General features: G+C 61.0%; 22 protein-coding genes. 12 read left to right on the forward strand and 10 right to left on the reverse strand.

Annotation, left to right across the window (positions count from 1 at the left end):
• The 3 genes from RSB01_RS05055 to RSB01_RS05065 form a co-directional block, all read right to left on the reverse strand.
• On the reverse strand, nt 1-751 hold a 751-nt coding region (locus RSB01_RS05055; RefSeq protein ID WP_332625133.1), incomplete at its 3' end, for a hypothetical protein.
• Nucleotides 752-763: 12 nt separating this feature from the next.
• On the reverse strand, nt 764-1,645 hold the full coding sequence (locus RSB01_RS05060; protein WP_332619736.1) for a CoA-transferase: 882 nt from the start codon (nt 1,643-1,645) through the stop codon (nt 764-766).
• Between the two features lie 3 nt (nt 1,646-1,648).
• Entirely contained in the window at nt 1,649-2,569 is a 921-nt protein-coding gene (locus tag RSB01_RS05065; RefSeq protein ID WP_332591690.1) for a VOC family protein, read from the reverse strand.
• A gap of 134 nt (nt 2,570-2,703) precedes the next feature.
• Between RSB01_RS05065 and RSB01_RS05070 the strand changes: the two genes are divergently transcribed.
• From RSB01_RS05070 to dmpG, 6 genes are read left to right on the forward strand one after another with little or no spacing between them, the layout of a single operon-like run.
• Complete coding sequence (locus RSB01_RS05070) at nt 2,704-3,930, forward strand: hypothetical protein (protein WP_332591689.1); 1,227 nt, start codon at nt 2,704-2,706, stop codon at nt 3,928-3,930.
• A gap of 7 nt (nt 3,931-3,937) precedes the next feature.
• Entirely contained in the window at nt 3,938-4,756 is an 819-nt protein-coding gene (locus RSB01_RS05075) for an alpha/beta fold hydrolase (protein ID WP_332591688.1), read from the forward strand.
• 7 nt (nt 4,757-4,763) lie between these two features.
• On the forward strand, nt 4,764-5,240 hold the full coding sequence (locus tag RSB01_RS05080; RefSeq protein WP_332591687.1) for a flavin reductase family protein: 477 nt from the start codon (nt 4,764-4,766) through the stop codon (nt 5,238-5,240).
• On the forward strand, nt 5,237-6,013 hold the full coding sequence (locus RSB01_RS05085; protein ID WP_332591686.1) for a fumarylacetoacetate hydrolase family protein: 777 nt from the start codon (nt 5,237-5,239) through the stop codon (nt 6,011-6,013). The genes RSB01_RS05080 and RSB01_RS05085 overlap by 4 nt, the downstream gene beginning before the upstream one ends.
• A 20-nt stretch (nt 6,014-6,033) precedes the next feature.
• A complete protein-coding gene (locus RSB01_RS05090; RefSeq protein ID WP_332619774.1) occupies nt 6,034-6,972 on the forward strand; it encodes an acetaldehyde dehydrogenase (acetylating) in 939 nt (312 codons plus the stop codon).
• Entirely contained in the window at nt 6,972-8,006 is a 1,035-nt protein-coding gene (gene dmpG, locus RSB01_RS05095) for a 4-hydroxy-2-oxovalerate aldolase (protein WP_332592164.1), read from the forward strand. Before RSB01_RS05090 ends, dmpG begins: the two co-directional genes overlap by 1 nt.
• 72 nt (nt 8,007-8,078) lie before the next feature.
• Here dmpG and RSB01_RS05100 read toward each other — a convergent pair whose 3' ends face one another.
• The gene (locus RSB01_RS05100) at nt 8,079-8,279 is read right to left on the reverse strand and encodes a hypothetical protein (protein ID WP_332592165.1); all 201 of its coding nucleotides are present in this window, start codon (nt 8,277-8,279) and stop codon (nt 8,079-8,081) included.
• A 437-nt stretch (nt 8,280-8,716) separates the two neighbouring features.
• Between RSB01_RS05100 and RSB01_RS05105 the strand changes: the two genes are divergently transcribed.
• The 6 genes from RSB01_RS05105 to RSB01_RS05130 all read left to right on the forward strand — a co-directional run bounded on the left by RSB01_RS05105 (nt 8,717) and on the right by RSB01_RS05130 (nt 14,738).
• A complete protein-coding gene (locus RSB01_RS05105; protein ID WP_332619776.1) occupies nt 8,717-9,199 on the forward strand; it encodes an Lrp/AsnC family transcriptional regulator in 483 nt (160 codons plus the stop codon).
• The gene (locus tag RSB01_RS05110; protein ID WP_332590778.1) at nt 9,196-9,669 is read left to right on the forward strand and encodes an Lrp/AsnC family transcriptional regulator; all 474 of its coding nucleotides are present in this window, start codon (nt 9,196-9,198) and stop codon (nt 9,667-9,669) included. The genes RSB01_RS05105 and RSB01_RS05110 overlap by 4 nt, the downstream gene beginning before the upstream one ends.
• 404 nt (nt 9,670-10,073) lie before the next feature.
• Nucleotides 10,074-11,138, forward strand: a complete 1,065-nt coding sequence (locus RSB01_RS05115; protein ID WP_332590777.1) for a Rieske 2Fe-2S domain-containing protein — start codon at nt 10,074-10,076, stop codon at nt 11,136-11,138.
• Nucleotides 11,139-11,485: 347 nt separating this feature from the next.
• Nucleotides 11,486-13,033, forward strand: coding sequence for an AMP-binding protein (locus tag RSB01_RS05120; RefSeq protein WP_332590776.1), 1,548 nt, complete (start codon nt 11,486-11,488; stop codon nt 13,031-13,033).
• A 3-nt stretch (nt 13,034-13,036) separates the two neighbouring features.
• Nucleotides 13,037-13,666: a nuclear transport factor 2 family protein gene (locus tag RSB01_RS05125; RefSeq protein ID WP_332590775.1), complete on the forward strand. Its 630-nt coding sequence runs from the start codon at nt 13,037-13,039 to the stop codon at nt 13,664-13,666.
• A 10-nt stretch (nt 13,667-13,676) separates the two neighbouring features.
• Complete coding sequence (locus RSB01_RS05130) at nt 13,677-14,738, forward strand: alkene reductase (protein WP_332590774.1); 1,062 nt, start codon at nt 13,677-13,679, stop codon at nt 14,736-14,738.
• A gap of 209 nt (nt 14,739-14,947) precedes the next feature.
• Here RSB01_RS05130 and RSB01_RS05135 read toward each other — a convergent pair whose 3' ends face one another.
• The 6 genes from RSB01_RS05135 to RSB01_RS05160 all read right to left on the reverse strand — a co-directional run bounded on the left by RSB01_RS05135 (nt 14,948) and on the right by RSB01_RS05160 (nt 21,432).
• Nucleotides 14,948-15,718 carry an SDR family oxidoreductase gene (locus tag RSB01_RS05135; RefSeq protein ID WP_332590773.1) on the reverse strand — a complete coding sequence of 257 codons (771 nt, stop codon included), beginning with the start codon at nt 15,716-15,718 and terminating at the stop codon, nt 14,948-14,950.
• Between the two features lie 69 nt (nt 15,719-15,787).
• Complete coding sequence (locus RSB01_RS05140; RefSeq protein ID WP_332590772.1) at nt 15,788-18,046, reverse strand: TonB-dependent receptor; 2,259 nt, start codon at nt 18,044-18,046, stop codon at nt 15,788-15,790.
• Nucleotides 18,047-18,335: 289 nt separating this feature from the next.
• Nucleotides 18,336-18,809, reverse strand: a complete 474-nt coding sequence (locus RSB01_RS05145) for a nuclear transport factor 2 family protein (RefSeq protein WP_332620455.1) — start codon at nt 18,807-18,809, stop codon at nt 18,336-18,338.
• Nucleotides 18,810-18,821: 12 nt separating this feature from the next.
• The gene (locus tag RSB01_RS05150; protein WP_332590770.1) at nt 18,822-19,139 is read right to left on the reverse strand and encodes a 2Fe-2S iron-sulfur cluster-binding protein; all 318 of its coding nucleotides are present in this window, start codon (nt 19,137-19,139) and stop codon (nt 18,822-18,824) included.
• Nucleotides 19,140-19,177: 38 nt separating this feature from the next.
• The gene (locus tag RSB01_RS05155) at nt 19,178-20,362 is read right to left on the reverse strand and encodes an acyl-CoA dehydrogenase family protein (protein WP_332590769.1); all 1,185 of its coding nucleotides are present in this window, start codon (nt 20,360-20,362) and stop codon (nt 19,178-19,180) included.
• Nucleotides 20,359-21,432, reverse strand: a complete 1,074-nt coding sequence (locus tag RSB01_RS05160; protein ID WP_332619850.1) for an acyl-CoA dehydrogenase family protein — start codon at nt 21,430-21,432, stop codon at nt 20,359-20,361. The genes RSB01_RS05155 and RSB01_RS05160 overlap by 4 nt, the downstream gene beginning before the upstream one ends.
• Nucleotides 21,433-21,457 lie beyond the last annotated feature (25 nt).

Genomic DNA, 21,457 nt, shown 5'->3' on the forward strand with positions numbered 1-21,457 from the left:
TGATCATCTTGGAGCGGATGTTCTTGGGATCGATTTTGGCCATGGCGGCCAGTTCGGCTTCGGTTGGTGCCGGTGTAACCGGCAGATCGTCCAGACGGGCCAGTTCAAAGCCCGTATTTTCCTGCACTTCCTCGAAGGTCACGCCGGGGTGCAGCGAGATCACCCGCATGGCGCGGTCAGGGCCGCCAAAGTCCATCACGCACAGATTGGTGATGATGCGACCCAGATCCAGCCATACCGGAACCTTACCGTCCGGATAGCGGGCCGGATTGAAACCGGGCGAGCAGACATAGTCGACTTCGCCCGCCACAAAGGCGCGCTTGGTGTGGTTGGTGAACATGAAGCTGTTCAGGTGGCAGGTGGTGTTGCCGGGGAAACCGCGTGCGCCCAGCATGGCCGACTTGGGTTTCTTGTGGTCGCCAATGACGCTGATATTGGTCTGGCCAAAGCGGTCCATCTGCACCGGAGCCACCATAGAGTGACGCTTGCCGCTCCACAGGGTGGTGAAGACGCGCTGGTAGGGCACCCAGCCTTCGATTTCGAAATCGGCACTGGACAGGCCCGGACCCAGCGGCTCGGTGGTGTAGAAACACTCACCGTCCGTTGTCATCAGGTCGGGATTGTACAGGGTCTTGGAGACACCTGCGGCAATACGGGGCAGGGGGCCAATGCCCGTGCCCATGATCTCGCCATCGTCCACCCAGCACTGGGCCGCAGCGGCGATCATCAGTTCGACCAAGGAATACGACATGTCCGGAACCCCTTAATAAGCCGGTTTGCGCAGGGCGCGGATGGCATCGACACCGCCAACTGCGGCGACATAGGTTTCGTGCGGTACATCGACGAAACGCTGGCGATATTCGGACAGGGCCTCGGCGGATGCGGCGGCATCCACATAGGTTTTCAGGTGGTCCATATCGATGTGGTAATCCGGCTCGGCGCTGGTCGGATGGGCTCCGAACGGTACCTCGGCCACACCGGCGACCAGAGCGCGGTCGATGATGTTGAAGCGGCTATTGGCGCGCATATCCAGTTCGGCCGTCGTGACCAGTTTCTCGGTGGTCACAAAGGTACGTTTGGCGGCGCGGGCCAGAATCTCGTCAAACAGCGGATCGGGTGACAAGGTCAGCACATTGCCGCGCTCGTCCGAGCGGTGAACGTGGATCAGGGCGGCGTCCAGAGGAATGGCAGGCACGGCCACCAGTGTCTCTGCGTCTTCAAACGGGCTGACGACGGTTTTGGACAGTTCCGGCTGTTTGATCAGGTCGGTGCCCAGACCGATGCGGGTGGCCATGAACGGCACCTGCATGGCGGCGGCCATCAGGGCGAGCTGGTAGTGGCCTTCGTCCAGTTCCAGAATGTCGAAGCCACCCGCCTGACGGGCCGCACGGAAATGCGGGTCCAGCGGAATCTGGTCCATGCTGACGAACGAGAAGATCAGCTTTTTGATCTTGCCGCTGGCTGCCAGCAGGCCGACATCCGGCCCGCCATAGGTCATGACCGTAAGGTCCTTGAGCTTGCTGCGGGCGATGGCGCGAACCAGTGCCATCGGCTTGCGGCGTGTGGCCCAGCCCCCCAGACCAAGGGTCATACCGTCTTGAAGTTGGTCGACGATGTCGTCGATCGTCATACGCTTGTCAGCCATAACCTAGTCCTCGGCCTCCCAGGCCCATTTGTGGCCCCATGCACTCACCGCCATACTGGTGGTGGGCACCCATGTTTGCGGGTCGATCACCAGTCCGTTCCAGCCGTATTCGAGATCGAAACCGCCGGGGGTCTGGACGTAGAAGGAAATCATCTTGTCGTTGACGTGCTGGCCCAGCGTCGCCGAGATCGGGATGGCACCCTTGCTCTTGAGCGCACGGTCATAGGCGCGACCGACATCGGCCAGTTCCTTGACTTCGAGCATGAGATGGACGGCACCGTTCGGGCTTTCGGGCATTTCGCCCAGTGCCAGCGAGTGGTGGCGGCCATTGGCGGCATGCATGAAGGCAAAGCCGATACCCGGATCGTCGCGACCGCCGCCTTGCAGATAGAAGCGGCCCAGATCGGTATCGCTGAACCCCAGCACCGACTTGTAGAATTCGTGGACGGTGGTGAAGCTCGGGGCGGTCAGCACGACGTGGCCCATGCCCAGATCGCCATTGTCGCCGGTGACAAAACCGCTGGTCCCCGCCTTGGAACTAAACGGCGCATAGTCAACGAAACGGCCGTGATAGATTTCAAAAGCGTGGCCGTCAGGATCGCTGGAGCGGACGATTTCATAGGTCTGGCGCGCACGCGCTTCCAGCACATCCACATGCTCGACCGGACGACCGGCATCTTTCAGCGCGACGACTGCGGCGTCGAAGCCGGCCTTGTCGGCAAACTCCCAGCCGGAAGCCAGAAAGCGGTCCTGCTGACCCTTCTGGATCCAGAATCGGTAGGGGCGGTCATCGATACGGAAAAGCGCCACGTCGGGATCGGCTGACGGCGCTTCCATCATGCCCAGAAACTCGACGGCGAAGCTGCGCCAGCGGTCAAGATCCGTCGCCTCCACCACAATATATCCCAAAGAGCTTACGGCCATGCGTCGAACCTCCCCGTTTGCGCATTCGACTGATTTTGTGTCGAACGCTCGCTTGACGATTTGCGTATTAAACAATAACTCTTTTTACGCAATATGAAAGTTCTATCCGCTTTTAGCAGAAGGATGCAAGCCAGATGGTCGATAACTCTGCACCTGTGGCAGCCCGTAAAAACGAGGCCCTAGCCTCCATTCCGACCCCGGCAGAGTTGATAGAGCGTGCCCGCGCCCTGATCCCGGCCATCCGTTCGCGCGCTGTGCAATGCACGGCCGAGCGCCGCGTCCCGACCGAGACGATTCGCGATATCGAGGCGGCGGGCCTGTTCCGGATTCTCCAGCCCCAACGCTGGGGCGGCTACGAGATGGAGCCGAACGTCTTCTTCGAGGTGCAGAAGCTGCTGTCGCAGGGCTGTATGTCGACGGGTTGGGTGTTCGGTGTGGTCGGTGGTCACCCTTACGAAATCGCCCTGTTCCCGCATCAGGCGCAGGCCGATGTCTGGGGCGATGACGATGCGGTTCTGGTGTCGTCTTCCTATCAGCCGGTCGGCAAGGTCGAGCGCGTCGAGGGCGGCTTCAAGCTGTCGGGCCACTGGGGCTTCTCGTCCGGCTCCGAGCACTGCAACTGGGTGCTGCTGGGTGCGATGATCCCGCCGCTCAATGCCGGTGATCCGCCCGACATGCGCACCTTCCTGCTGCCGCGCAGCGACTATCGCATCGAAGACGCCTGGTACACGTTCGGCCTGCAAGGCACCGGCAGTCAGGACATTGTCGTCGAGGACGCTTTCGTGCCGGAATACCGCACGCACAAGGCGGCGGACGGTTTCCTCTGCACCAATCCGGGTCAGGCCGAGAATGACGGCCCGCTGTTCCGTCTGCCATGGGCGCAGGTGTTCCTGCGTCTGGTTTCGACCTCGGCGCTAGGGGCCACGATTGCGGCTCTGGATGGTGCCACCAAGATCATGGAAAGCCGTATCTCGACCAATACGGGCAAGGCGTCCAAGGCCGATCCTCTGCTGCAAGGCGCGATTGCGCGGGGCTATGCCGAGGTGGACGAGATGGAAACCGTTCTTACACGCAATATGGACGTGCTGTATGGCCGCTCTGTTGCGGGTGAAGAGGTCACGATGGAAGAGCGTGCGCGCTTCCGTTACCAGTCCTCGACCGTGGCGCGCCGCTGTGCCGAGATCGTGGATGCGTTGCTGCCGCTGCTGGGTGGTCGCGCCATCTATATGCACAGCCCGCTGATCCAGCCGTGGCTGGACCTGAACGCCGCCCGCCAGCACGTCGCCAATGATCCCGGCAATGGTGCGGCAGATGTGATCGGCACCCGTTCGGGCAACGCCCCGACCTTCATGTTCATGTGAGGCAGCCATGATCCGCGCGACTGTGACACGCAAAGTCCACCGCATTAGTGGCGGCTACGACATCTGTATTCAGGAAGCCGGTTCCGGCCCTGCCGTGGTGTTTCTCCATGGCAGCGGACCGGGGGCGTCGGGTCTTTCGAACTTTCGCCAGAATGTTGATGCGTTCGTGGATGCCGGTTACCGCGTCATCCTGCCGGACCTGATCGGTTATGGCGCGTCGTCCAAGCCGGAAGGCATCGACTATACGCTGCACCTGTTCACCGACACGACGGTCGAGGCCCTCAAGGCCCACGGCATCGACAAGGCCATACTGGTCGGCAACTCGCTGGGCGGCGGCGTCGCCATCCAGATGGGGCTGGACCACACCGAGATGGTGGATCGTCTGATCCTGATGTCGCCGGGCTGTATCGAAGAACTGCCGATCTATTTCGCCATGCCGGGCATTGCGAACATGAAGAGCACCTTCGGCAGCCCCGAATTCGCTGTCGGCGACCAGCGCCGTCTGGCCGAGAGCCTTGTCTATGATCCGGCGCACATCACCGACCAGCTGGTGGCCGAGCGTTTTGCCGTGGCCAAGGCCCAGCCCAAGGATGTGCTGGCGCGCATGAAGACGCACAACCTGCGTCCGCGCCTGTCGGAACTGAAGATGCCGATCCTCGGCTTCTGGGGTTTCAACGACACCTTCATGCCGTTGTCGGGGATCAACTATTTCCTCGAAGACTGCGAGGACGTCCGGTTCGTCACCTTTAACAAGGTGGGGCACTGGGTGCAGGTCGAGCGTACCGAAGAGTTCAACCGTTATAGCCTCGAGTTCCTGCGTGGGTGAGCCAGCCATGAACCATGATCTGTCGGGTGGGTTAAAGGATGCCATGCGGCGTCTGGCCTCTGCGGTGGCTGTGGTTTCGGCCCGCAGTCGCGATGGCGGCGCAGTGGGCATGGCGGCGACCTCGGTCACCTCGCTGTCGATGTCGCCGCCGTCGTTGCTGGTCTGCGTCAATCGCCAGACCGGCATTCATGCCAGCCTGTTTATTGGTGCCAAGTTCAATGTGAACCTGCTGGGCAATCATCACCGTGATGTCGCCTCGGCGTTTGGCGGCCAGATGGCCCGCGAACTGCGCTTTGGCGTGGGCGAATGGGCGGACGACATTCAGGGTCTGCCCGCCCTTGCCGATGCACAGGCCGTGGTCGGCTGCGAGGTTGACCGTCTGGTCACCTATGGCACCCACACCATCGTCATCGGCGCTGTGCGCGAAGTGCGTGTGGCCGGTGAAGTCCAGCCGCTGATCTATCAGGACGGACGCTATCTATGAGCAAGCATCAACAGTTTGCCGACCAGCTTCATGCGGCCTTGAGTGACGGTCAGGTGATCGCGCCCCTGATCGAGCAGGACGCCTCGCTGACCATCGACGACGCCTATGCCATTTCGCTGGAGGTGATGAAGCGCCGCACCGCCGAGGGCGAGGTGGTGATCGGCAAGAAGATCGGCGTCACCTCCAAGGTGGTGCAGGACATGCTGGGCGTCGACCAGCCGGACTTTGGTTTTATGACCGACCGGATGCTGGTGCAGGGCGATATCGATATTGCCGCCCACAAGCTGATCGCGCCGCGTGCTGAGGCCGAGATTGCCTTTGTGCTCAAGTCTTCGCTGAAAGGCCCCGGCGTCACCGAAGCCGACGTGCTGGCGGCGACTGAAAAGGTCGTCGCCTGTTTCGAGGTGGTGGATAGCCGCATCAAGGACTGGAAGATCGGCATCGTCGATACGGTGGCGGATAATGCCTCGTGCGGGGTGTTTGTGCTGGGTGACGCGCACGATGATCCAGACTCGCTGGACCTGCCGAACCTCAAGGTGGTGGTCAAAAAGAACGGGGCCTTCCTGTCCGAAGGCTACGGCTCGGCGGTGCAGGGATCGCCGCTGACGGCGGTGGCATGGTTGGCCAATACGCTTGGAGCCTATGGCGTCACGCTGGATGCAGGCGATGTGATCTTGTCGGGATCACTGGTGCCGCTGGCTGATGCTGTGGCGGGGGACGTGTTTGAAATGGAACTGGACGGGGTGGGACGCTGCGTCGCCCGCTTCATCTAGGGGCAAGTGAGGGGATAAGCATGAGCAAGATTAAGTGCGCGATCATTGGATCGGGCAATATCGGTACGGATCTGATGGAAAAGCTGATCCGCTATCCCAAAAATCTGGAACTGGCCGCTGTGGTCGGTGTGGACCCGGCCTCCGAAGGTCTGGCCCGTGCCCGCACCCACGGTGTGTTCGCCACCCATGAGGGGCTGGCCGGTCTGGTGGCCTCTGACGTGTATCCCGAGATCGGTGTCGTGTTCGATGCCACATCGGCCTATGCCCATAAGGACCACGATGCCCGCCTGCGTGCGGACGGCAAGCTGGTGGTCGATCTGACCCCTGCGGCTATCGGGCCGTTCGTTGTTCCCGCTGTGAACGGTGACGAGAACCTCGATAGCGGCAACGTCAACATGGTCACCTGCGGTGGTCAGGCGACCATTCCGATGGTGGCGGCGGTCAGTCAGGTCGCCAATGTGCGCTATGCCGAGATCATCGCTTCGGTCTCGTCGCGTTCTGCTGGTCCCGGCACCCGCGCCAATATCGACGAGTTCACCCGCACGACCGCCCGCGCGATTGAAAAGGTCGGCGGTGCCGAGCAGGGCAAGGCGATCATCATCCTGAACCCTGCCGAGCCGCCGATGATCATGCGCGACACGGTCTTCACCCTGTCTGACGGTGCCGACGAAGACGCCATCCGCGCCTCGGTCGAGGCCATGGTCGCCAAGGTCAGCGCCTATGTGCCGGGTTATCGCCTGAAACAGCAGGTGCAGTTCGAGCGCTTTGGCGACAACAATCCGCTGACCATTCCGGGCCGTGGCCAGTTCACCGGCCTCAAGACCTCGATCTTCCTCGAGGTCGAAGGCGCGGGCGACTATCTGCCGCCCTATGCCGGCAACCTCGACATCATGACCGCCGCCGCCAAAGCCACGGGCGAGCTTCTGGCCGCCCGCCGTCAAGAGAAGGAGGCCGCGTAATGGGCTTCGACGTCAACAAAGACCGTCTGTATATTCAGGACGTGACCCTGCGCGACGGCATGCACGCCATCCGCCACATGTATAGCCTCGATCAGGTGCGCGACATTGCCCGCGCGCTGGACAAGGCCGGTGTCCACGCCATCGAGGTCGCCCACGGTGACGGCCTGTCGGGGGCCAGCTTCAACTATGGCTTTGGCGCGCATACCGACTGGGAATGGCTGGAAGCCGTGGCCGAGGTGCTGGAACAGTCGGTGCTGACGACCCTGATCCTGCCGGGTGTCGGCACGGTCGAGGATCTGAAACGCGCCTATGATCTGGGGGTGCGATCGGTGCGCGTGGCGACCCACTGCACCGAGGCGGACGTCTCCAAGCAGCATATCGGCTTTGCCCGCGATCTGGGCATGGACGTGTCTGGCTTCCTGATGATGAGCCACATGATCGAGCCGGAAGCCTTGGCGCAACAGGCTGTGCTGATGGAATCATACGGCGTGAAATGCGTCTATGTGACAGACAGCGGCGGCGCGCTGGATATGGACGGTGTCAGGGCTCGTTTTGAGGCCTATGACCGCGTCCTTAAGCCGGAAACCGAACGCGGTATCCACGCCCACCACAACCTGTCGCTGGGTGTGGCCAACTCGATCGTCGCGGCCCAGTACGGTGCCGTGCGTATCGATGCCAGCCTGACAGGCATGGGGGCAGGGGCTGGGAACGCGCCGCTGGAAGTCTTTATCGCTGCCGCCGACCGCAAGGGCTGGAACCACGGCTGTGACGTCAGCGCCCTGATCGATGCCGCAGAAGACATTGTCCGCCCGATGCAGGACCGTCCGGTCCGCGTGGACCGCGAGACGCTGAGCCTCGGCTATGCAGGGGTTTACTCATCCTTCCTGCGTCACGCCGAAAAGGCAGCGCAGGACTATGGTTTGTCCACCAAGGACATTCTGGTCGAACTGGGCCGCCGCCGCATGGTGGGGGGTCAGGAAGACATGATTGTCGATGTGGCACTGGATATGCTGAAGGCTCGGGAAACTGCCTGAAGCATATAAAAAGCCGGAGGATGAGCGATCATCCTCCGGCTTTCATATCTTAAAGGGCCTTTGGTTTTGGCCTTAGTGGGTCGCCGTCGAGATGATGCGATCGGCCGAAACCTCGGCATAGGGCTGGAGTGCAGGCTTGGCCACAGCCGGTCCCATAATGCCGACAATGGCGGCGCACAGGCCAATGGTCACGAGAATGGACAGGACGATATAGGCCGAGCGCTTACCGGCTGGCTCAAAGGCGCACGTCGTCCCTGCGGTGGTGTTGATCATGGTTTCCTCCCCGGCCTCTTGATGGGCTGGTACAAGGATGAAGCTATGAAAACGGGGTTCTGTAAACAGCAAAATGCGCAATAAAGATGATTTATGACTCTTTATTCGAGTGTTTGCGTAAAAAATTTGATCTAAAAAACGAATGCAAGTGTTATGGGCGTGCGCAAAGTGGCGCTTCGTCGGGTGTGGGGGCGCAGTGAAGGGGGCGGGTGTGATTTTCCTGACCGGTGGTCATGGCAAATCCGGCCTTTCTCTACTGCTGCGTGTACGGCTCTCGCGGGTGTCCGAATCTGCATATCGACGGTCCGTCAGTGACGGATTGCGTGTTTTTCAGCCGCTGTGCTGCGAAATCATTGGTTTCATAGGTCACATGATCGCAATTTCACAAAGAACGCTTTATGACCTCTAGTGGAAAATTGGTCACTCGGCGGAGTAGAATGCAGATACGCGAAAGCAACGATGGTGCCGTCGCCACACTCGATGAGCTCGAGACGGGAATCATCGATATTTTGCGCGAGAATGGTCGTGCAACCAACCTCGAGATTGCCGAGCGTCTGGGCGTCACCGCCGCGACCGTTTCGAGCCGTATCAAGCGCCTCGAAGAGAGCCGCGCCATGAAGGTGGTGGCGGTGTCGGACTTTGCGGCCCACGGTTTCGAAATCCTGCTGGCCGTCGGCGTCAAGGTGACGGGGCGCGATGTGGACCATGTCGCCGCCGAACTGGCCGCGCTGCCCGAGGTGTTCTCGATCAATATGGTCACGGGCCGGTTCGATATGGAGCTGCTGGTTGCGCTGAGATCGTTTGACGAGATCGCTGTCTTCCTGACCGAGCATGTCGCCCACATTCAGGGAATTTCCGACCTGGATGCCGGTGTGGCCTACGACATCGTCAAATTCGAATTTAACGTGGCTCCGCTATGACCAAGCCTGCACTGGACGAGCTGGATCACCGCATTATCGAGACCTTTAGTCGCGATGCCCGCGTCTCGAACCGTCAGGTTGCGAGCGAGCTGGGTGTGACCGAGGGCACGATCCGCACGCGACTGCGCCGTCTGCAAAACAGCCGGATGATCCAGTTCACCGTCGTCACCGACTATCGGATGGCGGGATCGCCCAATCTGGTCCTCATGGGGATCAAGGCCAATCCGTCCCATGTTCAGGCTCTGGCCAAGGCCCTGTCGGACATGCCCGAAGTGGGGTCGGTGGTGTTGATGATGGGACGCTACAGCCTGCTGGCAACAGCTCTGATTACCACCGTAGAGGCCGCTGACCAGTTGATCCGTCGCAGGATCAGGACGCTGGAAGGGGTGCAGGATGTGGAAGTGTCCTGGTCGATCGGGACGCCCAAATATGATGCGCGTCTGGCCCGTATCACCGGACCCGCCGAATAGTTTGCAAGTTCAGGCCGCTGTGGTTTCGCAGCGGCCTTTTTCTTGGTCGAAGGATTGAGCGGGGGTCTATCGGCACAAGGCGGCAAACCGCAACTGCGTAATCTTAAGTGCGAAATATACGCAAATCTTACTGCCTTAAGCCGTAGAAAATATTGGGCAACGGCCCCCGATTATCTCGGTGTGATGAGGGTGTGACGAATTAACCATTGAATATGAATGGTTATTTTCTGGAGGCGCGCAATTCTGCTCCGATTTCAGTCGGGTAAGTATGAATTGACAAGATGCGTAACCGAGATAACAGTAATATACGCGATCACGCAATTATATGAACATAAGAACAAGCTTTGCGCTTTCGAGCGCAGGCGGGCGTGGTTCGCATGACCGTTAGACGTTGGGAGTGAGTCATGGCGGGGACGCAAGATTACGGGCTGGGGCCTTCTACCTATCCGCGTGGATGGTTTCTGGTAGCCGAAGGCAAGGAAGTCACGAACAAGCCGCTGGCGGTTCGCTACTTCGGTGAAGAGCTGGTTCTGTATCGCGGCGAAAGCGGCCGCGTGTTTATGGTCGATGCATTCTGTCCGCACATGGGCACGCATCTGGCCAAGAACAGCAGCTCCTACGTGGTCCAGGACCGCGTTCACGTCGAAGGCGACAACATCCGTTGCCCCTACCACGCCTGGCGCTTTGGCCCTGACGGCAAGTGCAACGAGATTCCTTACTCCAAGGCCCCGATTCCGGCCGCGGCCAAGATCCGCACCTGGAAGGTCGAAGAGAAATACGGCTGCGTCTTTGTCTGGCACGATGCGGAAGGCGGCGAGCCCGATTTCGACCTGCCGGCCATCCCGCAATGGGATGATCCCGCCTTTGTGCGCTGGGATCTGGACCATCTGGGCGAACTGCCCTGCCATCCCAAGGAAATCATCGACAATATCTGCGATGTGGCCCACCTCGGCCCGACGCATGGTGGTCCGTGCGAGTACTTCCATAACGAGTTTGACGGCGTGATCGCGCGCCAGCGTCAGGGTGGCTATCACCGCGCGCTGGAGGTCGGCGTCATGCTGGAAACCGACACCTGGTACACAGGGCCGGGCATTCTGATCTCGACCTTCAATGAAGGGAACTCGGTCATGTTCATCTGCCACACACCGGTGGAAGACGGGCGGACCAAGGCGTGGCACGCCCTGATGATCAACTCCGGCAAGCCAGTGGCCGAGCCTGCGGACAAGGCTATGCAGATCGAATATCAGGCCGGAAGTCTGGCGGCGTTCGCGCAGGACTTCGATATCTGGATGAACAAGGCCCCCTGCATTACGCCGCTGGCTGTGCCGGGGGACGGAGCCTATTCCAAGGTCAAGACCTGGTATCAGCAGTTCTATAATCCGCGCGCCGAGGCCGAGTCGTTCCAGAAACGCGCCAACGGCATCTACAAGATTACCGGCATGCCGACTGTCCGCGAGGACGCGGCCTAGTCCAAAAGCTTGAAAGTCCACAAGCCCGCGAGCCGGAGTGTGTTCAACTCCGTCTCTTTGAGCGGCCTTGTGGCAACCTCTTGGTACGGCCCGTCATCGCAGGGATGTCGGGCCGTATCTTTTGCAGAGGTGGGTGGTTTAAGCGCCTTAACTTGATGTTCGCGCCATATCGTGCGTACGCATCTACGCAAAACATGGTTGTAGCTGCCGTAAATTCAAAATATGCGTATATCAAAGGCCGTAAAGGTCATGCGCAGATAGAGTGGGGTAGGGGTTATGACCTTCTGTCATAAAAGAACGCACGGCGGGCCTGTTTACGTCGCTGCCCGTGGTTTGAAGGCGCGTCCATGACGGCCTCGCTTCCCCGATCCATTCCCCATGCCGCTCAGGCGGCGGCGGCCCGCTGGGGCGACAAGCCGGCCCTGATCGAAAACGGTGCCAGCGTTTCCTTCACCCAGCTATGGGCCGAGGCCCGCGCGGTGGCATCCGCCTGTCTGGCCAAGGGTATTGGCCCGCAAAGCCGCGTGGCCATCTGGGCACCGAACTGTCGCGAATGGATCGTGGCCACGCTGGGGGCACAGATTTGCGGCGCGGCGATTGTACCGCTGAACACGCGCCTGAAGGGCCGCGAGGCGGGCGATATCCTGCGCCGCGCCAAGGTCAGCGTCCTGTTCACCGTCAAAGAATTTCTAGGCTGCGACTATCCCGCCCTGTTGAAAGACGAAGACACGCCGGACCTTGCCCACACCATCCTGATGGAAGGGGACCACTGGCAGGCCTTTCTGGATGAAGGGCAGGGCGCGGGCGATGAGCGTCTGGATGCCATGCTGGAACAGGTTTCGGGAGAGACGATCAGCGACATCATGTTCACCTCTGGTACGACCGGCGCGCCCAAGGGTGTGCTGTCGGTCCATGGCGCGGTGGTGAAGATGTTTCATGACTGGGGCGAGCGGGTCGATGTGCGCGAGGGCGACCGCTTCTTGATCGTCAATCCGTTCTTCCACACCTTTGGATACAAGGCGGGCTGGGTGGCCTGTCTGGTGCGCGGGGCGACCATCCTGCCCATGCCGGTGTTCGATGCGGCCAAGCTGGCCGACATGATCGAGCGCGAGAAGGTGAACTTCATCCCCGGCGCACCGACCATCTACCAGATGCTGCTGATCGAGCAGGAAAAGGCCAGCCGTAACTTCTCTTCCCTGCGCGTGGCCGTGACGGGCGCGGCACCGGTGCCACCGTCGCTCATCTACCGGATGAAGAACGAGCTGGGCATGGAGCGCGTGGTCAACGGCTATGGCATGACCGAGCATGGCTGTGTCTGCATGACCCCTTCTGAGGCTTCGGTGGACCAGATTTCGGCCTCCATCGGCATACCGTTACCGGATGTCGAGGTGGTGTGTGTCGATGAAAACGGCACCCATCTGGGCCCCGACCAGTCGGGCGAGTTCTGGGTGCGTGGCTATGGCGTGATGCGCGGCTATCTGGATGATCCCGAGGCCACCGCCGAGACGATCACGCCCGATGGCTGGCTGCGCACGGGCGACATCGGCCGCATTGATGCCAACGGCTATATGTTCATCACAGACCGGATGAAGGACATGTACATTTCGGGCGGGTTCAACTGCTATCCGGCCGAGATTGAAAAGCTGTTGAACGACCATCCGGGCATCGAGGTGGCGGCTGTTGTCGGTATGGATGACGAGCGGATGGGCGAGGTCGGCAAGGCGTTTGTGATCCCGCGCGCCGGTGTCGAACTGGACCCTGCCGCCGTGATCTCGTGGGCGCGTGAGGCCATGGCCAACTACAAGGTGCCGCGCAAGGTGGTGATCGTGTCGGACCTGCCGCGCAATGCGGCGGGCAAGGTTCTGCGTAATGCTCTTCGAGAAATGGCGGATTGAGAGATGACGGATAATACCGATCTATTGCGTCGTATCGACCGGCTGGAATCGCTGGATGCGATCCGTCAGCTTGCGGCCAAATACAGTCTGGCGCTGGACATGCGCGACTCTGATGCCTGGGTCAGCCTGTTCCCCGAGGATGTGCAGGTCGGCGGCGGCAAGTCGGGGCGAAAAGCGTTGCGCGACTGGTTCGACGAAACCATGGGCCAGCAGTTCGACGGCACATCCCACCACATCGGCGGCCACGTCATCGAGTTCATCGACGAGAATAACGCACAGGGCGTGGTCTATTCCAAGAACGAGCACGAGACGGGCGTGGAATGGGTCATCATGCAGATGATGTATTTCGACCGTTACACCCGCATCGATGGTCGCTGGTATTTCCAGCGCCGTCTGCCGCTGTACTGGTACGCCACCGATCTGAACAAGCCACCGATCGGTAGCCGCAAGATGCGCTGGCCCGGTCAGCCGCCCTATGAGGGCAGTTTCCATGACCTGTTCCCGTCGTGGCAGGCGTTCTGGGATCGTGCGGGCAAGGCCCATGATGCGCCCGTGTCCGAGCCTGCGCCCCTTGAGGGCTTCATAGATGCCATGCGCAAGGATCACCCCTTGCCGCGCCCGCGTGTACGCTAAGGAGTAGGCTTTGGCCGGTTTGTTTGATCCCGTAAAACTGGGCGCGATTGCCCTGTCCAACAGCATCGTCATGGCCCCCATGACCCGCGACCGTGCGGGGGCGGGCGATGTGCCCACCGATCTGATGGTGGACTATTACCGCCAGCGCGCCTCGGCGGGCCTGATCATCACCGAAGGCACCCAGCCGTCGGCGGCAGGCAAGGGCTATTGGCGCACGCCGGGCATCCATACGCCGCAGCAGATGGCGGGCTGGGCCAAGGTCGCCGAGGCGGTCCATGCCGAGGGCGGCAAGATCGTGGTGCAGTTGATGCATGTCGGTCGTGCAGCAGTGGCGGCCAATAAGGATACGGGCGCGGATACGGTGGCACCGTCGGCGATCCAGTGCCCCGACAAGATCCCCGGTCCGGATGGTGTGCCGCAGGACTGCGTCATACCGCGTGCGCTGGAAACGCACGAGATTGCCGGTGTGATCGCCGAGTATGTTCACGCCGCCCGCTGCGCCATCGAGGCCGGTATGGACGGTGTCGAGTTCCACTGCGCCAGTGGCTATCTGCCGATGCAGTTCCTGTCGTCAAACTCGAACCAGCGCACCGACCAGTATGGCGGCAGTGCCGAGAACCGCGTGCGGTTTGTGGTGGAGACGCTGGCGGCCCTGTCGGAAGCCATCGGTGCGGATCGTGTGGGGTTCCGTATCTGTCCGGGGGTGACACTGAACGGCATGGCCGACGCCAATCCTGCCGAGACATACGAGACCCTGATCAAGGCCGTGGACGGCACGGGCTTGGCCTATCTGCATTTGATCGACCTGCCGCAGGACGGTCTGGATGCGCTGGCACTGGTCAAGGCGCACTGGAGCGGGCCGCTGATCCTCAACAACAGCCGTGGGATTGAGGACAATATCCAAAGACTTGAGAACGGTACGGCCGATGCGATCTCTTTGGGGCGCGGCTTCATCGCCAACCCCGATCTGGTCGGCAAGCTGAAGCGTGGCGAGCCTTTGGCAAGGCCGGATCGCGCAACGATCTATACCGGCCAAGGTGACGATGCGCGGGGCTATACGGACTACGTTTAAGTACCGCGCATGCCGATAAAGAAGGCTGTATTCACAGTTAAGGACTGGCGAATTGATCGCCTAACATTCTCGCGTCATCCTCGCCCCTGTGGCGAGGATGACGAAGCAGGGTGTCTGATGGCGGGTCCGAATACCTCATTTGAATTCAGCCCAAAAAAGAAGGCCGCCGGATCGCTCCGGCGGCCTTTATGCTTGCGGGACGAAAACGGTCAGACGCCGAAACCGCCCGCCACAGACAGCACCTGTCCGGTGATGTAGTTGGCGCGGTTGGAGGCGAGGAAGACGGCGGCATTGCCGATGTCGTCCGAGGCACCCCAGCGTTTGATGGGAAGCAGTTTCTTGACCTCGGTTTCCCAGGCTTCGTCGAAATAGCCGGCTTCCTGACCGATCTTGAACTGGCCCGCATCAATCACGCCGACCAGCACCGTATTGGCGCGGATTTCGTTGACGCCTTCTTCCTTGGCGATGCCCTTGATGAGGGCTTCGTTACAGGCTTTGGGCGCGACCGACAGGCCGTCCAGATGCGGGAACCAGTCATGGCCCGCCGAGCCGAGGTGAACAAACGAGCCACCGCCTTTTTCGCGCATGTGCGGGATCAGGGCGCGCACGGCGTTGTGGAAGCCGAAAGCCTCGATCTCGATGGAGGCGCGGAACTGCTCGTCGCTCCAGTCGGCAATCAGGCGCTGGGGAACAACCGGCCCTGCACCCCAGACCATGGTGTGCACGCGGCCATGGGTGTCGATGACGTCTTGCGTCATGGCGCGGACCTGATCGGCATCGCGCACATCGCATTTATGGATGGAGGCCGCGCCGCCCAGAGCACGGATGGCCTCTGCCGTCTGCTCGGCCACATCCTGTTTGGAGTTGTAGCCGATCGCGACGGGCGTGCCTGCGCGGGCAAAGCTCATGGCCACACCGCGACCGATGCCGCCGCTGCCACCGTAAATAATGGCGACGCCTTCAGGGAATTCGTTCTGCATAGATCTATATCCGGTCAGAAAAAAAGGCTGCGGACGTGGTGTCCGCAGCCTGAAGTTTCGAGGAGATGGTTAGAAGGCGTAGCGCACGCTGGCATAGATGCGGCGCGGCGGGTTGTAATAGGCCTCGGTGAAACCGAAGAAGGCGGCACCGTCATAGCCTTCCTTGATGACGCGCTCGTCGGTCAGGTTCTGGCCTTCGATGCCGAAGGACAGGCCGTTATCGGTGCGGAAGTTCAGGCTGGCATTCAGCAGGGTGTGGGCTTCACCCTTCAGCAGAGGCTGGTTCTGGGTGTCGCTATATTGCTCGTCCATATAGGAAGCATCGACACGGAAGGTCGTGTCCAGCTGGCCGATACGGCGGGTGACAACGGCACCGAGGCTGGCGGTCCACGGCGGGGTGTGTTTCAGCTTCAGGTGGCTGTAGTCGAGGATATTGCCCGCCGGATCCTGGCTGAGATATTCCTCGTAGGCCGCATTCAGATAGCCGAGCGCGCCTTCGAAGCTCAGCCAGTCATTGGCGATAAAGCGGCCCTCGGCCTCGATACCCCAGATGCGGGCCTTACCGGCGTTTTCGGTACGGGCCACAACACCGCCCATAACCGGATAGGACACCACGACCTGCATGTCTTGATACTGGTTGTAGAATGCGCTCAGGTTCAGGCGCAGACGACGGTCCAGCAGGTCGTTTTTCAGACCCAGTTCATAGCTGGTCAGGATTTCCGGATCGAAGCTGCCGATTTCGGCTTCGGAGGTAGGACGCCCGTTGAACCCGCCCGAGCGGAAGCCCTGCGAGACGATGGCGTAACCGCGCACCTGATCGTTGAACTCGTAATTGGCGCTGATCTTGGGCGAGAAGTTCGTCCAGCTTTCGTCCAGATTATAGCCGGGGATACCGGGGATCAGCGGCACCTTGGCAAAGACGCGCGAGGACGACTGCTCGAAGGCCTTTTCCTCGTAGGTGTAGCGGGCACCGATGTCGAACGACAGACGCTCGGTGGCGCGATAGGTCGCGTTACCGAATAGGGCGATATTGTCGGTTTCCTGCGTCTGGTCGAAATTGACGTTGAAATCCAGACCTGCCGCCATGGCCGGATCGAAACCGGCCTCGATCAGCTTGGGATACAGACCCCATGCGGTGACCAGCAGGGTCTTCTGGCGCGAACGCTCGTGATACAGGTAAAGGCCGCCCAGCGTGGTCACCTTGCCGTCGAACAGTTCGTGCGACAGCTGGAATTCCTGCGAGAACTGGCGGCTGGTAATGTCCTGACGGTCACCCGAATAGTTGGTTTCCGAGGCATCGCCGTCGCGGGCAAAGGCGACGCGGCTATAGCGGGCCGCGCTGATCGACTTCATGTCGCCACCAAAGGCCGGGAAGTCCAGCGTCAGGGTGGCCGAGCCGGCATCGGCATTGTCGATGTTCAGCATCGGCGTGACATCGGTCTTGTCGATGCTTGACGGTACGGTGCAGCACGGTTCCACAAAGGTGGAATACATGTCCGAGAAGAAGACCGGCTGGAAGGCGATCATGCTGCTCGCTGCCGAGTTCTGGCGCTGGCGATAGCCGTCCACGCTCAACACAGCGTCAAACTCGCCCTTGGTCCAGCGCAGGGCCGCACGACCGGCAATCTGGTCGGTGTCGCCCTTGGTGCCACCGCTTTCCAGCTTCTGCCAGCCATCGCCCCAGCGACCCAGTGCCGAAACGGACATGGACAGATCGTCGGTCAGGGCCATGTCGTAGCTGCCGCGCACCTGCGCATAGTCATAGCTGCCGACCTTCAGGTCCGCCTCGCCGGTATTGGAGCCGGTCGGCTTTTTCATCACGACGCTGATGGCGCCGCCAATGGTGTTCTTGCCGAACAGCGAGCCTTGCGGACCGCGCAGAACCTCGACGCGCTCGATCCCCATCAGCGAGGTCAGGGCGCCGAACGGGCGGCCCTGATAGACGCCGTCAAAGAAGACGGCCACGGCGGGGTCGGAGGTGACGATATAGTCGTATTCACCCACGCCGCGCACATAGGCCGACATCTGGCCCGACGAGCCGCCGGTGCCGGGGGTGAAGGTCAGGTTCGGGGTCATCTGCTGGATGTCGATCAGCGAGCTGTAACCGCGGGCCTCCAGTCCTTCGCCGGTTACTGCGGTTACCGCGATCGGCACATCCTGCAGGTTTTCGGAACGGCGGCGGGCGGTGACGACCACGTCGCCCACCATGGTTGCAGCCTGCGGGGTTTCATCCACCTGCTGGGCCGCAGCGGGCGTGGCGATGGCGAGCAGGGCGGCTGGAGCAGCACCCAGCATCCAGGCGCGCAGAATTGCTTTGTTAGATTTCACATGTCCCTCCCGAAACGCTTGTGCGTTTTCGTCATTGCGTTTTTGTTGCCGCATTTAGAAACGCAAATCAACGAAATTGATTTCACATTTTTGCACATCGCGCTGTGAGTGGTGGTTCGTCTAACGCGATTGCGTATTTATGACGGGCGGGCCGCAATAGAAGGCGCGCCGTGGTTGTGATTCCACGGCGCCGATAAAGCCATGATCTGCATAGGTTTGCGTAGTGTTGTTCAACAAAAAAGACCGGACCAACGGGTGTTGATCCGGTCTTTGATCGGTTGAGCCGCGTTTAGGCGGTGGGCAATAGCCAGTTTGCGCTGATCTTGCCCTCGACGGCTGTGCCTTCCAGTGCGGAGCGGGCCACAGACTTGGTTTTGGACATGCGCCAGCCGTCTTCGGTGCGGCGATATTCGTCATGATAGAACATCGACAGGGCGCGGAACTGGCCGGTGCGGGGATCATAGGTGGTGAAGCCCAGATTCCAGACTGCTCTGGCTGTGTCGGCGGACAGGATTTCAATCTCGGCATTATGGCCGTGATGGCTGTCGCTGATGGGCGAGTTGACGGCGATTTCGGTGAAGATACCGACCAGCTGGTCCACCGTGAAAACGCCCATGCCCTCGAAATCGATGACGGCATCAGGGGTGAAACAGGCATGCACCATGTCGGCCTGTTTGGCATCGCAGGCATTCAGATAGCGGGCCTTCAGGCGGCGGATGTCGGATTCGGCCTCGAGGCGGGCCAGACGCTCTTCGATAGTCATCGGAATACTCTCTTAGTCTTCGGAGGCGATGGTGACCTTCAGGCCGCTGACGGCATCGCTGAAGGGGAGTTGGCATGACAGACGCGAACAGGCGGTGCTGTTTTCGGACCATTCCAGCAGATCGGCCTCGTCCTGGTTCGGGGCGTCGAAACGCTCGAAATAGGCGTCGTCCACATGGACGTGGCAGGTGGCGCAGCTGAGGCCGCCACCGCACACAGCCTGCAGTTCGTCAAAACCCGCATCGCGGATGGCTTCCATGACGGAACGGCCACCGGCAACCTCGGCTTCGTGTTCGGTGCCGTCGCGCGTGACGACAATCAATTTAGGCACTTCAAATCTCCTGATGGGGGCTGTTCAAACCGGCAGGTTTACCCGCGCGGTTCGCGCGGAAGGCCAAGACCGCGCTCGGCGATCAGGTTGCGCTGGATCTGGTTGGTGCCGCCATAGATCGTGTCGGCACGCGAATAGAGGAACAGGTTGGGCAGGGTGTCCCAGCCATAGTCCTCGCGGTCATTGACCTCTCCGGCCTGACCCAGAACATCCATGGCCAGTTCGCCAAGGCTGCGACGCCACGACGCCCACTGGATCTTGTAGGTCAGGGCCGCGCCGTCGATCTTGGAATGGTCGGTCTGCGACAGCATCCGCAGCGCGCCATAGCGCATCAGGCGCAGGCCGATCTCGGCCTTGGCGAGACGCTGGCGGATCAGCGGATCATGGGCGGTGCCATTGGCCTTGGCGGCGGCGATGATTTCGTCCAGTTCGTTGCGGAACGACATCTGCTGGCCCAGCGTCGAGACACCGCGCTCGAACGCCAACAGCCCCATGGCGATCTTCCAGCCCTCGCCTGGTTGGCCGATCAGGCTGTCGGCAGGACAGCGGGCATCGGTCAGGAAGGTCTCGTTGAACTCGGCATCGCCATTGATCTGGGGGATGCCACGGATTTCGATACCCGGCTGGTCAATCGGCATCATCAGGAAGCTGAGACCCTTGGGGCCTACCGTGCCTTCCTCGGTACGGGTGATGACGAAAATCCAGTCGGAGATATGGGCCAGACTGGTCCAGATCTTCTGGCCGTTGACCACCCATTCCTGTGCGCCTTCTGGGCCTTCCAGACGGCCTTTGGTGCGAACCGAGGCGAGGTCCGAACCTGCGCCCGGTTCCGAGAAGCCCTGACAGAAGATGGTCTTGCCTGCCGCGATATCGGGCAGGAAGCGCGCTTTTTGTTCTTCGGTGCCAAAGGCCAGAATGGTCGGGCCGGCCAGTTCGATGCCGATATGGTTCACACGCCCCGGAACACCGGCGCGGGCATATTCCTCGGCAAAGATCACCTGTTGGGCCAAGGTGGCATCACGGCCACCCCATTTGGCGGGCCAGCCGATGCAGGACCACTTATGGGCCGCCAATTGCTGTTCCCATGCCTTGCGGCGTTCGGGCATGTCGGTCAGCGAGGTGATGCCCTTGATGTCCTTGAACTCGCCCGCCATCTGGCCATTCAGCCAGTCGGCACATTCCTGACGGAAGGCTTCGTCGGCGGCAGAAAAACCGAGCTTCATGCGGCGGCTCCCAGGATCATGTCGGCGATTTTGGCGCGGTGCCAGTTGTTGCTGCCCAGAGCGGTCTGGGTGGCGCGGGCGCGTTTGAAGAACAGGTGGGCGTCGTGTTCCCACGTAAAGCCGATGCCGCCGTGAAGCTGGATCATGTCACCGGCGCAGCGGAAATAGGTGTCGGTGGCAAACGACTTGGCCGCATGCATGGCCAGTTCGGCCTCGTCGGAGTTTTCGTCGGCGGCGCAGGCGGCCCAATAGACGGCAGAGCGGGCCTGTTCGATCTCGATCATCATATCGGCGAGGCGATGTTTATAGGCCTGGAACGAGCCGATCGGACGGCCGAACTGCACGCGCTCTTTTGAATAAGAAACAGTGCGATCCAGACAGGCCTGCGCGCCGCCCAGAGCTTCGGCAGCGATGGCCACAAAGGCGGCGCGGTGGGCGCAGGCAATGGCGGTGGCAGCATCGGCCAGAGGCTGACCCTTGGCACCGTTCAAGACCACGCTGGCATAGGGGCGGGTCTGGTCCATCGTGGTCTTGGCGGTGACGGTAACGCCATCAGACTTGGTCCCGTTTTTTGGGGCATCGACAATCCATGCGCCGCTATTGCTGGTGACGACGAAAACATCGGCCGAAGCGCCATGAGCGACAAAGCCGTCTGTGGCGGTTAGCACATCGTCACTGGCCGTCAGGGCCGCATCATGCACATAGGCGGCGATACGTTCCCCGGACAGCAGGGACGGCAGCAGTTCGGCCTTTTGCTGTTCGGTGCCGCCATAGGCGATGGCGCGGGCGCACATGACCAGACTGCCCAGCATGGGCAGGGCGGCGACCTGCGCACCCGCGGCCTCGGCGATGATGGCCATCTCGACCAAACCCAGACCCGCACCGCCGACATCCTCGGGAATACCGATGCCCGACAGGCCCAGTTCCTGACAGAAGGTAGCCCACAGATCGTGGTCGATACCGTCCTTGGCCATGGCGGCGCGGGTGCGCTCGCTGGTGGCGTTTTCGGTGAAGAAGGCGATGGCCGTCTCGGCGATCATGCGCTGTTCTTCGTTAAAGGCGAATTCCATTAAGCCTTGTCCCAAACTGCTTGTG

The organism is Brevundimonas sp. (assembly GCF_036659295.1).
In the GTDB taxonomy this organism is placed as follows: domain Bacteria; phylum Pseudomonadota; class Alphaproteobacteria; order Caulobacterales; family Caulobacteraceae; genus Brevundimonas.